Genomic DNA, 13,284 nt, shown 5'->3' on the forward strand with positions numbered 1-13,284 from the left:
CTTTCCTTCATTAGAAGAATTGTGTCCTATCCGTTTATGGACAAATTTCTAATTAATCCTGTTTTTTTTAGTAATCAAATATTCCCATACTTGATATGGTATTGATGATTTATTGTGTTTAAAAAAATATTTCTTCAATTTTTCAACCTAAAACCCAAAAACGCAATGAGAAAATTTTTACTCATTACATCAGTGCTTTTGTTGGCTTTAATCGGGCAGACGTTTGCACAAGACAGGCAAATCACTGGTAAAGTGGTTTCAGCAGAGGATGACTCTCCACTACCAGGTGTAAGTATTGTTGTTAAAGGTACTTCAAGAGGTACAACTACAACAGCGAATGGTACATACAAAATTAGTGTACCGAACGGAGCAACACTTACTTTTTCATTCGTAGGTTTTGATTCTAAATCAATTGCTGTTGGTAGCCAATCGGTAATTAATGTTTCGCTTGGTGCTAACACTTCACAGCTTCAAGAAGTAGTAGTTACGGCTTTAGGGGTTACTCGTCAAAAAGAATCTTTAGGTTATTCTACAACCAGTGTAAAAGGTGGAGAACTTAACCAAGCTAAGGCTGTTTCAGTAGCAAGTGCTTTACAAGGTAAAGTTTCAGGTCTTCAAATCAATACTGTTAATAACGGTGTAAACCCTTCAAACCGTGTGGTTTTACGTGGTAACCGTTCATTATTAGGTAACAACGAAGCTTTGATTGTTGTGGATGGTACAGTAGCACCATCAGATGTGTTGAACTATTTGAACCCAAATGATATTGATGACGTAACTGTATTGAAAGGTGCTAACGCTGCTGCTCTTTATGGTTCAGATGCTTCAAACGGTGCGTTAATCATTACTACTAAAAAAGGTTCTGTGGGTGCTCCAAAAATTTCAGTTTCTAATACTACTTATATTGAAGAAATAAGCTTCATGCCTAAGTTACAAGAAAGATTTGGTAGTGGTACAGAATCTTATAGCCGTACTTATATTCCTTTTGAAAACCAATCTTACGGTCCAGAATATACAACTGGTGATGTATTAGTAAGTGGTGCTGGTATTCAAAAAGGTACAAGTGTTGACTTAGGGATGCCTTTGGAAGATGGAACAATCCAAAAAACTTCTTACACAAACAAAGCAAACTCTAAGTTGAATTCTTACGATAAAGGTGTTACTACTCAGTCTGCGGTATCGCTTTCTGTTGGTGATAAAGCAAGTACTTTCTTTATTTCGGCTCAACAAAACAATACAAAAGCAATTGTTCCGGGTGATACAAAAGTTCAAACTACTATCCGTACAAATGCTTCGCATGAATATGGTAAGTTTAAAGGTGCTTTCAATATCGGTTATACAAGCAATACTATTGACTTTACTACTTCAGATTTCTATAACAACGTATTGAACACAGGTGGACAAGTACCTCTTGACCAATACAGAAACTGGAGAGATTTCAAAAATGCTGATGGTTCATTGAACTACGCACACCCTAACAACTACTATAATGCTTATTTCTATTCTCCATTCTTCTTTAAAGATGTAAACCGTAGAAAAGAAGTAAACACAAACTTAACTGGTAACGTTGAGCTTTCTTACAAAGCTACTTCATGGTTGAGTTTCTTAGGTCGTGTGGGTATCACTAAAAAAGATTACAACGGAAAAGCTTATCAAGAGAAATTCAGATATAGCGATTATGCGAAAAGCGTTGCAGATTTCTCAGAAGCTCAAAACGATTTAAATGGATTTAATTTTGATTATAATTCAAGCGAGAGCCGTTTGAGTTCTGACTTCTTCTTGACAGCAGAGAAAAAAATCGGTAAATTCTCAGGTACTTTAATCGCAGGTATCAACAATAAAGAGACAACTCAGAAATTTGTTAATGCTACTGCAAACTCATTGGTTATTCCTGGTTTATACAACGTAACTAACCGTATTGGCGAAGCAGGAGCTTCGGCTTCAGATTTTAAGAGCCGTTTGTTCGGTGCTTATGCAGACTTATCTGTTACTTATAATAACTACCTTTCATTACACGTATCTGGTCGTAACGACTGGTCTTCATTGTTGAGCAAAGCAAACCGTTCATTCTTCTATCCAGGTGCTGACCTTTCATTAGTGTTGACAGAAGCTGTTCCAGCATTGAAAGAATTAACTTTCTTGAATTTTGCTAAAGTAAGATTAGCGGCTACTAAAGTGGGTGGTATCAACGTTGGTCCTTATGCTTTACAAACTACTTTCGGAACGGGTAACTTCCCTTATGGTAGCTTAGCTGGTTATTCAGTAGGAAACACTTTACCTGACCCTAACTTAACTCCAGAATTTACAAATTCTTATGAAATCGGTGGTGAGTTTGGTTTCTTGAACAACAGAGTAAACTTAGAAGTTGCTTACTATACACAGAAAACAACTGGTCAAACAGTATCAATTTCTACTTCACAAGCAACAGGTTATAACAGTGCTTTGATTAACGCTGGTACAGTTCAAAACTCTGGTTTTGAATTAGACTTGAAAACTACTCCAGTGAAACTAGCGAATGGCTTCAAATGGGATTTCAACATCAACTTTAGCCAAGTAGATAACAAAGTACTTGAGTTATACCAAGGAATTAACGAGTTGAACCTTTCTAACTATTATGGTTTAACAAGTGATGCTTCTTTAGGACAAGTATTCGCAACAGTTGGTGAGCAGTATCCAGTAATTAAAGTAGTAGCTTACAAACGTGACCCAGAAGGCCGTGTAATTGTAAACTCTCAAACAGGTTATCCAACGGTTGCTACTGGTTTGAAAACTATCGGACAGTCTAACCCTAAATACAGATTAGGTTTAACAACAAACTTGAAATACAAAGGATTCGGACTTAATGCAGTAGCTGAATATCGTGGAGGAAACTATGTTTATCATGGTTTAGCAAGTACAATGTGGTTTACAGGTGTTGCTTCTGCAACAGCATCTTACGGACGTGAGCGTTTTGTATTCCCTAACTCAGTAATTCAAAATGCTGATGGAACTTTCACTCCAAACACAACTGTAACAGTGAAAGATGGTGGTTTAGGTGCATGGGATAGTAACCTTCGTCGTTATGGTGAAAACTTTGTTACAAGTGCTGCTTTCTGGAAACTTCGTGAAATTGCTTTCACTTATGATGTTCCTAAGTCAGTTTTATCTTCGACTAAATTCATTAAAAGTGCTTCAGTTGGTATCGTAGGACGTAACTTGATTACTTTACTTCCAAAAGAAAACCTTTACACTGACCCTGAGTTTGCGAACACTACTTCTAACGCAGTTGGTTTGAACAACACTGGTCAAACGCCTCCAACTCGTACTTATGGTTTCACAGTTAATTTAGGATTCTAAGTCAAAAATCAGTTAAATACTTGTCAATCAGATAAATATTTTACGTTCAAATAGAAATTCAAAATGAAAAGAAAAATATATTCAATCCTTACCGCAACAGCTCTTCTATTTTTGGGAGGTTGTACTGGAGATTATCTCGATATTAACGATAACCCCAACCAAGCGGTATCTGCAACGCCAGAATTAGTATTATCAAATGCTTTGAATACTACTGCTGGAAGACTTGGTCATAACCAAATTGGTAACTTCTTCGGAGGATACTGGGCTCCATCTGGTAGCTACTCTGGTTTCATCGAAGAACGTCAGTTTGACTATGGTGCTACTTATGGTACTGGTGTTTGGAATGGCTGTTATGATAACTTAACTGACTATAAATATATTTTAGATAAAGCTGAAGAGCAGAAATGGAAAGCAGTTTCAGGTATTGCTAAAGTAATGATGGCTTATAACTATCAAATTTTAGTAGATGCTTATGGTAATATTCCATATTCTGATGCTTTAAAAGGTACAACTGCGATTCGTCCTAAATATGATGATGCTCAAACGGTTTATAATAACTTGGTAGCTTTATTAGATGCAGCATCAACAGATTTGAAAGTGGCTATTTCGGGTGACAACCCAAGCCCTGGTGCTCAGGACATCGTTTTCAAAGGAGATTTAACTAAATGGAGAAAGTTTGCAAATACACTTCGTTTAAGACTTTTGATACGTCAAACAAACGTTAGTGGTAAAGATTTAAAAACTGAAATTGCTAAAGTTGTAGCTGAAGGTGCAGGTTTCTTAGGAGCTGGTGCTACTGTTACTTCTACGCCGGGTTATTTGAAAACTTCTGGTAAGCAAAACCCATTCTGGGAAAACTATGTACAAAATGCAGCCGGTGGTGATGCTGGTACAAAACAAGCTTATGTTTGTTCTGCTTTCTTCATCAATACACTTCAAGATGATTTGAAAGACCCACGTTTGTCTCGTTTAGCGGCTAAAAATAATGCTGGTATTTATGTAGGTGTACCACTTGGCGAAGGTAACGATGCCAACCTTTTCCCTAAACGTTCTTGGTTTGGTCCTGCTATCATTAAGTCGTTCGACCAACCAATGATTTTGATGACTGCTGCTGAAAGTTTCTTCTTACAAGCTGAGGCTGTTCAAAGAGGTTTTATGACTGGCGATGCAAAAGCATTGTATGAAGCAGGTATTACAGAAGCATTTACAGCGGCTGGTTTAACTGCTGCTGACGCTGCTACTTATTATGGTTCAAGTATTGTAAATGCAAGCTGGGCAGGTTCTCCTGATAAAATTGAAGCTATCATTACTCAGAAATGGGTAGCAATGTTCAGCTTAACTGGTTTTGAAGCTTGGAGTGAATTCCGTAGAACAGGTTTCCCTAAAGTACCTTTAGCTACGAAAGCTATTCAAGCAAAAGCTCCACAACGTTTGTTTTATCCTACTTCTGAGATTTCAACAAATGCTGAAAACGTGGCGGCACAAAATGTTACCAGCCAATTTGATAATAAAATCTTCTGGGCTAAGAAATAATATAATTTGATAAGTTGAAGGTTTGAGTTGAAAGACACTCAAACCAACACATTACTCAATTTTTAACATTAGCAATTATAAAATGAAAAGAATAATAAAATCAGGTCTGATACTTTTTGCTACGATTATCGGACTAAGCAGTTGTTTAGAGGACAAAGGCTATACAGACATTATCAATGCTGTCGGAGCAGAACCAATCGTAAGTATCTTCGGAAATGCGGGTGGTTCATTACAAACTGGAAAATTCAAAATTGATACTTTAGTAGATGTAACTTATAAAGTAAATCTTGGTTCTGTAAATACTTTAGACAAAGATTTAGCTTTAACAATGGGTGTAACTACTGCTGCAACAGACTTCTTGAAAGCAACAAATGCTACAAGAGCTGCCGCTGGCGATGATCCTTACGTAGCATTACCAACTTCTGCTTATACTTTTGTGAATCCAGTAATCAAAGCAGGTACAAGAGATGCAGATTTTACTGTAAAAGTAAAACTTCCTAAAACGCTTGATTTATCTAAAGAATACGTTATTCCAGTAGGTATTACTGATGCAAGCGGTGTGAAAATCAGTAGCAACTTGGGCTTTATGAATATCTTCGTTGGAGGTACTCCTAACCAATACGACGGTACTTACCAATCAACTGGTTATTTCTCTCACCCAAGTGCTCCTCGTGCTATCAATAGAGAAAAGCATTTGGCTACTATTGATAAAAATACTTCTGAAACTGAGTTTGCAGATTTAGGTTATATCATGTGGTTGAAAGTGAACAAAGACAACACTGTTACGATTATTCCAAAAGGTGCTGCTGCTGATTTGGCTGGTCCATTCGAGCAAACTGGCGTGAATAAATATGACCCTGCTACCAAAACATTTACATTGAATTATCAATACAATGTTGGTACTCGTGTTATCACTGAAACAATCAAGAAAAACTAATTTTAGTTTTTCTGTCTGGAAAGGGTCGCTATACAGCGACCCTTTTTTTGTGGCTTTTCTTCTAAATTTATCTTAAATTGATACTCAAATCAACAAACCTAAAAATGTATCTAAACGGAGTAGCCTCAAAAAAAATTACTTATGATGCCATCGTGATTGGCTCGGGCATTAGTGGCGGATATGCTGCCAAAGAATTGTGTGAAGCTGGTTTGAAAACGCTCGTTTTAGAGCGTGGACGAGATGTAAAACATATTCAGGATTATCCAACAGCCATGACCGACCCTTGGGATTTACCCCATCATGGAAAATTGCCACAAGAAGTAATCGATGAAAACCCTATCGTAAAACGTTGCTATGCTTTTGATGAAGCTACGCAACATTTCTTCGTAAGAGATAAAGAACATCCATACATCCAAGAAAAGCCTTTTGATTGGATTCGGGGCTACCAAGTAGGAGGGAAGTCTTTATTGTGGGCAAGACAAACCCAACGCTGGAGTGACTATGAATTTGAAGCCCCAGCCCGTGATGGTTTTGCCGTTGATTGGCCCATTCGTTATGCAGACCTTGCTCCGTGGTACAGTAAAGTAGAAAAATTTGTAGGAATCAGTGGTAATAAAGACGGAATCAAAAGTTTACCCGATGGTGAATTTTTACCTGCTTGGGAATTGAACTGTCTGGAAAAACACATTCAAAAAAGTGTAAAAGAAAATTATGCCAACCGCCACGTAATTATTGGGCGTTGTGCACACCTCACCAAACCCAATCCTATTCATTTGGCACAAGGGCGTGGGCAGTGTCAGGCTCGGCATTTATGTTATAGAGGTTGTCCTTTTGGTGGATATTTTAGTTCAAATTCTGCTACGCTTCCTTGGGCTGCCAAAACGGGGAATCTCACCCTTCGTCCACATTCAGTAGTACATTCAATTATTTATGATGAGCAAAAAGGCAAAGCAAAAGGCGTTAGAGTAGTGGATTCGGAAACGAAAGAAGTAATGGAATTTTACGCTAAAATTATTTTTGTAAATGCCGCTACGCTAAACACAAACCTGATTTTACTCAATTCTACTTCCAATCGTTTTCAGCAAGGTTTAGGAAACGATAATGGTTTACTCGGAAAGTATGTGGCTTTTCATAATTATCGTGGTTCGGGCGGAGCTACTTTTGAGGGTTTTGAAGACCAATATTATTTAGGAAGAAGACCCACTACGGCTTTTATGCCTTCTTTCCGAAACCTCGAAAAACAAGAAATGGATTTTCAGCGGGGCTATATGGTGGCTTTTTCTGCCTCCAGAGCAGGATGGCAACAAGACATCAATCAGCCTACTTTTGGTGAAGACTACAAAGCAAAAGCAACAAACGTTGGGCCTTGGGGTGTATTTATTATGATGCAAGGCGAAACTGTACCTCGTGAAGAAAATCACCTTCGCCTAAGTACAGATAAAAAAGATGCTTGGGGAGTTCCTCAACTGATTACTTCTATTGGCTATGATGCTGAAAACGACGAAAAAATGATGAAAGATTTTCATCAACAAGCCACAGAAATGCTTGAAAAAGCAGGTTGCAAGAATATTTATATGTCCGATAGCAAACAAGCTCCCGGATTGGATATTCACGAAATGGGTGGAGTACGCATGGGAAAAGACCCCAAAACTTCATTATTGAATAAATTCAACCAATTACATACTTGTAAAAACGTGTTTGTAACCGATGGTGCTTGTATGACTTCTGTCGGAAATCAGAATCCTTCGCTTACTTTTATGGCTCTTACGGCTCGTGCAGTAAATCATGCCGTAGCTGAAATGAAGAAAGGGAGTTTATAATAAGTATGAGATATGAATTATACTTCTAAAGGTATGATAACTGCGTGAATGAAAATAGTATATTTAACATTACTTTTGCTCCTAACTTATAGATAACAATTTCTCTTTTGATTCTCTATTTTTAATAAAATTTACTAAAAACCAATTTAATATCTTTCAAAACAACAATGCATCAATTAGGATTTGTCAGTGCTATTTTAGCGGAACGTACTTTTGAAGAAGTAATTGATTTCGCCTCAGAAAAGAATTTTAAATGTGTAGAAGTAATGTGCTGGCCTGCTGGTAATGCCGACGCTCGTCGTTACGCAGGAGTAACACATATCAACGTCGATTCGCTTGACGAAGCACAAATTACTCATATCAAAAATTATACAGCCGAAAAAGGAGTATTTATTTCTGGCTTGGGCTATTATCCCAATCCGCTCGACCCTGATGTGGACAAAGCAAATTTCTATGTTGACCATATCAAGAAAATCATCCAAGCGGCGGCTAAATTAGAAATTCCCGTAGTAAATACTTTTATCGGTAGAGACCCTGCTAAAAATATTGCTTATAATTTGGATAGATTCAAAGAAACTTGGACGGATATTGTAAAACTCGCTGAAACTTTGGGCGTAAAAATCGGTATCGAAAACTGTCCAATGTTTTTTACAAACGACGAATGGCCGGGCGGAAAAAACATGGCAACAACGCCAGCTATTTGGGATAAAATGTTTGAAATTATTCCTTCTGCCACTTTAGGGTTGAATTACGACCCTTCTCATTTGGTTTGGCAAATGATGGATTATACTCGTCCGCTCTACGATTACCGTGACCGTCTGCATCACATCCATTTAAAAGATGCCAAAGTGTATTACGATAAACTCAACAGAGTAGGCATTATGGCAAACCCATTAGAGTATCATTCACCAAAATTACCGGGTTTGGGCGACATCAATTGGGGAAAATTCTTCTCTGCTTTGAATGATGCTCGCTACCGTGGCCCAGTTGTAATTGAAGTAGAAGACAAAGCCTATGAAGGTTCTGATGAAGATATAGAGACCGCAATCCTGACGGCAAGAAACTATTTGAGTCAGTTTTTGGGTTAGCTATTAAGTATGAGATATGAATTATGATATATGAGTTAGGATGTATGAAATATGAATTATGAGATATGATGTATGAAGTATGATATATGAAATATTAATGGCTCAAAACTCACAGCTCACAGCTAAAAAGCTCAAAAACTAATAGCTACAATAAAATGAGTAAAAACCAAAATAATACCAAAACCATAGAATATACTTCGTTGAAAGACATCAACAAAGCGGCTCAGGCAATTCTTGCTTTTGGAAAAAATACACCCATTTGGCTTTTTGAAGGACAAATGGGTGCTGGAAAAACAACATTGATTAAGGCAATTTGTGAGTGTATGCTCGTAAATACGCACGTACAAAGCCCAACTTACTCTATTGTAAACGAGTACGCTACTACTCGTGGAGAAAAAATTTATCATTTTGACTTTTATAGAATCAAAAACGAAGAAGAAGCCATGGACATTGGTTTTGAGGATTATCTCTATTCTGGAGGTTTTTGTTTTATTGAATGGCCTTCTAAAATTGAGAACCTTTTACCTTCCAAACACCTCAAAGTAAACATTGAAGTAGATGAAAATGGTAAAAGAGTGATAAATTTGTTAAAAGTTTAATGTTGGGTGTTGTTCAAAACGGCACTCTTATTACAAAATCGAAATGGCTCAACCCTCTGGATTCAAAGAAGTACTTGCTCAATCAGGGCTAATGACACAAGAAGCATTAGTTTGGACTAAACAAAATGCTAAAAGTCTTTTCATTGGTCTTCCTCGTGAAGTGTCTATGCAAGAACATCGTATTTCGCTCACGCCCGATGCCGTAGCTTTATTAGTAAGAAACGGACATCGTGTACTGATTGAAACAGGTGCTGGAAATGGTGCAAAATTTACGGATAATCAGTATTCTGAAGCTGGAGCTCAAATCGCATACTCTACCGAAGAGCTTTACAAAGCTGATGTGATTGTGAAAATTCAACCATTGACAGACATTGAAATTGAGTATTTGCAACATGGAGCTACGGTAGTTTCTTCGCTGAATATGCCTAAAATGAAAAAGGAGTATTTCGAGAAACTGAATCGGAAGAAAATCACAGGCTTATGTTATGAGTATATCGAAGATAATGCTGGCGGAATTCCCATTATTCGTGCCATGTCTGAAATTGCTGGAAGTACCGTCATGTTGATTGCCGCTGAATGTTTGAGTAGTGCCAATGATGGTATGGGCGTAATTTTAGGCGGTATTACTGGCGTTCCACCTACCAAAGTTGTGATTTTGGGTGCAGGAACGGTGTCGGAATATGCAGCAAGAATTGCCATTGGTTTAGGAGCTGATTTAAAGGTTTTTGATAAAGATATTTTCAAACTCCAACGTTTGAAGTACTCAGTTGGGCAGAATATTTATACTTGTATCATCGACTCCAACGTACTTACCCAAGCCATCCGTGAAGCCGACGTAGTAATTGGTGCTTTGCGTGCCGAAGATGGCTTTACACCTTGCATTGTTACGGAAGAAATGGTATCAATGATGAAACCCGATTCGGTAATTATAGATGTTTGTATTGACAGAGGGGGCTGTTTTGAAACCTCAGAAATCACTACGCACGACAAGCCGATTTACCGAAAATATGATGTTATTCATTACTGTGTTCCGAATATTCCTTCAAGAGTAGCCCATACTGCAAGCCAAGCTTTGAGTAATATTTTCACGCCATTTTTATTGAAAACTGGAAAAACAGGCGGTATCGAAGAAGCCATTTTTGCCAACAAAGCTTTTATGAAAGGTGTTTATTCTTTTAAAGGAAGTTTAACAAACGCCAACATTGCCAAAAAATTAGGCATGAATTACAAAGATTTAAGTTTATTATCTGCGGCGAGATTTTAGATTTTAAGACTTTAGGACTTTAAGATTTTTAGACTTTTTGATTTTTAACGAATAACATTCTTGAAACTATTCCTAAAGTCTAAAATCCTAAAGTCTTCAAGTCCTCCAGTCTTCAAATCCCAAAGTCCACAAAAATATAAAAACAATGATAGAAGATTACACAGCCATATCCAATGCCCCGAATTCTCCTGATTTGAATGGAAAATACTTGGGCATTATTTCTGCCGACTTTGCTTTAGTCGCAGAATTTTTGAAAGAAGCCTCATACCAAATCCGAACCAGAGGTTTTTCTAAATTCCCAATTTTTGCCGTTTCGCAAAATCCAGTTCCGATTGGTCAGAAACTCATCGGCATCCACGAAATGAACGGCAATACTTGGAATTATCACGCTTCTTTTATGGAGGAATTTATTCAAAGAGGAATCATTGCCGAAGAAAATGTAGAAGTTTTTAAAACCAGTTACAAAGATGCAGATGAATTTTGCTGTCTTTTCGTACTCGACCGTGACTTTGCCAGCTTCGTTTATATCCCATTTCCAGAAGATTGAGTAAAAACTACTAAATTTGTAGAGTTTTAAAAATATAACTATACAAATAAAAAAAATAATTTTACAAATAATATAAAATTATAAATTGCGTTTATTAACTTTGAAGAACCAACCACTAAGCAGACTTCCAAGCTCATAATTGTCAATGGGAGTATGCCTTTAAATTTCTCAAACAAAATGTTAAACGCAATTTTGGGCATCGGCTCACGTATCCGTCACAAAGATTATGGCGACGGCGTTGTAGTTAATTTGAAGTCAAATGGCTACGTAATCACATTTACACAAACTGATTCTAAAGAAATCAAGTTTGATTATCCTCTTGAAGTCATCGAAGAAGTAGAAAGAGACAATGACCTTGTTACTTACATGATGTGGAGTTAATTTTTCAAGAGATAAAGTATCAGTTTTAACACTAAATGCTTTATTATCGTAAAATTTGCTGGGAATAGTCCTCAACTATTCTCAGCTTTTTTTTTGATAAATGATTAAATTTACTCCCTTAAATCCTGAACATTGATATGATGAATGCCTTGAATCTCTCTAAAATAAATCTTGTTAAAGAGTCAATTTTTAAGCTTGCCAATTTTTCTTCGGAAGAGTGGGAGTTCTATAAAAGTATTATTGAAGAAGTCTCATTTAAGAAGAAGGCATTCCTAACGCTCAAAGGCGAAATAGAAAAATATGCTTATTTCATTGTGGATGGGGCGGTAAAATACGAAACAAATACAGAAGATGGCAAAACAATTTGCTTGGATTTTGGCTTTAAAGGCAATTTCGTAAGTTCTTTTGCTTCTTGTTTGTCACAGAAAGCCTCTACGGTATCTATTCAAGCCGTAACGGCGGTGAAGGCTTTTCGCTTGTATTATCCTTCGGTTTTGGACTTGATGGAAACCTCAAAAAATGCTGAACGCTTCCATAGACTCATCGCCGAACAGCTTTATATTCGAGAAACTAAACGTACTTTTTCGTTGATTTCACAAAATGCCGAGCAGCGTTATTTGCATCTTTTAGAAAATCAACCAGATGCACTTCGTTTGATTCCCATCAAAGATTTGGCTTCGTACTTGGGCATTCATCCTGATAGTTTAAGTAGAATCAGAACGCAAATTAAATTCTAAGATTTTTGTTACTTCTTGGATGAAAATCAACGATGGTTTGTTGCAGATATTCACGGTCGAGGTGCGTATAAATTTCGGTAGTGGTGATGGATTCATGACCTAACATTTCTTGAACGGCACGCAAATCAGCACCACCTTCAATCAGATGCGTAGCGAAAGAATGCCTGAACGTATGCGGACTTACGTTTTTATGAATACCTGCTTGAGCCACTAAGTCTTTGATAATCAGAAAAATCATCACTCTTGTCAGCTTATTGCCTCTTCTGTTCAAAAAAACATAGTTGCTTGCTTCTTCTTTGATAACTTGAAATTTGCGGATATTTTCTAAATAAATTTCTGTATAATGAATGGCATCTTTACCGATAGGTACAAGCCGAGTTTTGTTGCCTTTTCCGATAATTCTGATAAAACCAATATCAAAAAAACATTCACTCAATTGCATTTCTACCAATTCAGAAACTCGAAGTCCTGAACTGTACAGTACTTCCAACATGGCACGGTTGCGTGTACCTTCGGGCGTAGAAAGGTCGATGATAGAAAGTACTTTTTCGATTTCGGGAAATGAAAGTGTTGGCGGAAGTTTTCGACCAACTTTTGGCGAAGAAATCAAATCCATTGGGTCTTTTTTTATCACATCTTCAATCAGGAGATATTTAAAAAAAGCTTTTAATCCAGATAAAATTCTGGCTTGAGAAGTAGTTTCTAAGCCCAATTCGCCTAAATAAGTAAAAAAATTAAAAATATGTGTATCGTTTACCGTTTCTGGATTTACATCGGCTTCGCCAGCAATTTCTAAATATTCCCATAGTTTTTGAACGTCTCGAAGATAAGCTTCAATAGAGTTTTCAGAAAGAGAACGTTCTAAAGTAAGATAGCTTTTGAAATTTTTTAGATAGCTTTGCCATACCATAAGGATTCAGCATTTAGGATTGATGGTGGGAGTCTTGAAAAATAAAATTCTGTGATGCTTGAATTTCGTTCAAAGATAGCTAAAAACCAATGTATCTGATTGTGAATTTGAGATTTCTGATTTTTCAGTTTG

General features: G+C 37.0%; 11 protein-coding genes. 10 read left to right on the plus strand and 1 reads right to left on the minus strand.

From position 1 onward, the window contains the following. Positions 1-165 precede the first annotated feature (165 nt). The 10 genes from VB248_RS04235 to VB248_RS04280 all read left to right on the plus strand — a co-directional run bounded on the left by VB248_RS04235 (position 166) and on the right by VB248_RS04280 (position 12,242). A complete protein-coding gene (locus VB248_RS04235) occupies positions 166-3,336 on the plus strand; it encodes a SusC/RagA family TonB-linked outer membrane protein (RefSeq protein WP_323295493.1) in 3,171 nt (1,056 codons plus the stop codon). Between the two features lie 63 nt (positions 3,337-3,399). Further along, entirely contained in the window at positions 3,400-4,869 is a 1,470-nt protein-coding gene (locus VB248_RS04240) for a SusD/RagB family nutrient-binding outer membrane lipoprotein (RefSeq protein ID WP_323295494.1), read from the plus strand. An 82-nt stretch (positions 4,870-4,951) separates the two neighbouring features. Continuing rightward, on the plus strand, positions 4,952-5,806 hold the full coding sequence (locus tag VB248_RS04245; protein WP_323295495.1) for a BT_3044 domain-containing protein: 855 nt from the start codon (positions 4,952-4,954) through the stop codon (positions 5,804-5,806). A gap of 104 nt (positions 5,807-5,910) precedes the next feature. After that, the gene (locus VB248_RS04250) at positions 5,911-7,626 is read left to right on the plus strand and encodes a GMC family oxidoreductase (RefSeq protein WP_323295496.1); all 1,716 of its coding nucleotides are present in this window, start codon (positions 5,911-5,913) and stop codon (positions 7,624-7,626) included. 167 nt (positions 7,627-7,793) lie between these two features. Then, on the plus strand, positions 7,794-8,714 hold the full coding sequence (locus VB248_RS04255) for a sugar phosphate isomerase/epimerase family protein (RefSeq protein WP_323295497.1): 921 nt from the start codon (positions 7,794-7,796) through the stop codon (positions 8,712-8,714). A gap of 155 nt (positions 8,715-8,869) precedes the next feature. Further along, positions 8,870-9,313 carry a tRNA (adenosine(37)-N6)-threonylcarbamoyltransferase complex ATPase subunit type 1 TsaE gene (gene tsaE, locus VB248_RS04260; RefSeq protein WP_323295498.1) on the plus strand — a complete coding sequence of 148 codons (444 nt, stop codon included), beginning with the start codon at positions 8,870-8,872 and terminating at the stop codon, positions 9,311-9,313. Between the two features lie 43 nt (positions 9,314-9,356). After that, positions 9,357-10,577, plus strand: a complete 1,221-nt coding sequence (locus VB248_RS04265; RefSeq protein ID WP_323295499.1) for an alanine dehydrogenase — start codon at positions 9,357-9,359, stop codon at positions 10,575-10,577. A 145-nt stretch (positions 10,578-10,722) separates the two neighbouring features. Next, the gene (locus VB248_RS04270; RefSeq protein WP_323295500.1) at positions 10,723-11,124 is read left to right on the plus strand and encodes a hypothetical protein; all 402 of its coding nucleotides are present in this window, start codon (positions 10,723-10,725) and stop codon (positions 11,122-11,124) included. A 177-nt stretch (positions 11,125-11,301) separates the two neighbouring features. Continuing rightward, positions 11,302-11,505, plus strand: a complete 204-nt coding sequence (locus tag VB248_RS04275; protein WP_323295501.1) for a hypothetical protein — start codon at positions 11,302-11,304, stop codon at positions 11,503-11,505. 137 nt (positions 11,506-11,642) lie between these two features. Next, a complete protein-coding gene (locus VB248_RS04280) occupies positions 11,643-12,242 on the plus strand; it encodes a Crp/Fnr family transcriptional regulator (protein WP_323295502.1) in 600 nt (199 codons plus the stop codon). Here the strand turns inward: VB248_RS04280 and xerD are convergent. Beyond that, on the minus strand, positions 12,232-13,152 hold the full coding sequence (gene xerD, locus VB248_RS04285) for a site-specific tyrosine recombinase XerD (RefSeq protein WP_323295503.1): 921 nt from the start codon (positions 13,150-13,152) through the stop codon (positions 12,232-12,234). The two genes, VB248_RS04280 and xerD, sit on opposite strands and share 11 nt — an antisense overlap. Positions 13,153-13,284: the final 132 nt, after the last annotated feature.

This window comes from Arcicella rigui (assembly GCF_034929435.1).
Lineage (GTDB): Bacteria > Bacteroidota > Bacteroidia > Cytophagales > Spirosomataceae > Arcicella > Arcicella rigui.

Bases quoted from the DNA above. Each gene is read 5' to 3' on its own strand.
- VB248_RS04235 (WP_323295493.1), top strand. From the start codon at position 166: ATGAGAAAATTTTTACTCATTACATCAGTGCTTTTGTTGGCTTTAATC.
- VB248_RS04240 (WP_323295494.1), top strand. From the start codon at position 3,400: ATGAAAAGAAAAATATATTCAATCCTTACCGCAACAGCTCTTCTATTT.
- VB248_RS04245 (WP_323295495.1), top strand. From the start codon at position 4,952: ATGAAAAGAATAATAAAATCAGGTCTGATACTTTTTGCTACGATTATC.
- VB248_RS04250 (WP_323295496.1), top strand. From the start codon at position 5,911: ATGTATCTAAACGGAGTAGCCTCAAAAAAAATTACTTATGATGCCATC.
- VB248_RS04255 (WP_323295497.1), top strand. From the start codon at position 7,794: ATGCATCAATTAGGATTTGTCAGTGCTATTTTAGCGGAACGTACTTTT.
- tsaE (WP_323295498.1), top strand. From the start codon at position 8,870: ATGAGTAAAAACCAAAATAATACCAAAACCATAGAATATACTTCGTTG.
- VB248_RS04265 (WP_323295499.1), top strand. From the start codon at position 9,357: ATGGCTCAACCCTCTGGATTCAAAGAAGTACTTGCTCAATCAGGGCTA.
- VB248_RS04270 (WP_323295500.1), top strand. From the start codon at position 10,723: ATGATAGAAGATTACACAGCCATATCCAATGCCCCGAATTCTCCTGAT.
- VB248_RS04275 (WP_323295501.1), top strand. From the start codon at position 11,302: ATGTTAAACGCAATTTTGGGCATCGGCTCACGTATCCGTCACAAAGAT.
- VB248_RS04280 (WP_323295502.1), top strand. From the start codon at position 11,643: ATGATGAATGCCTTGAATCTCTCTAAAATAAATCTTGTTAAAGAGTCA.
- xerD (WP_323295503.1), bottom strand. From the start codon at position 13,152: ATGGTATGGCAAAGCTATCTAAAAAATTTCAAAAGCTATCTTACTTTA.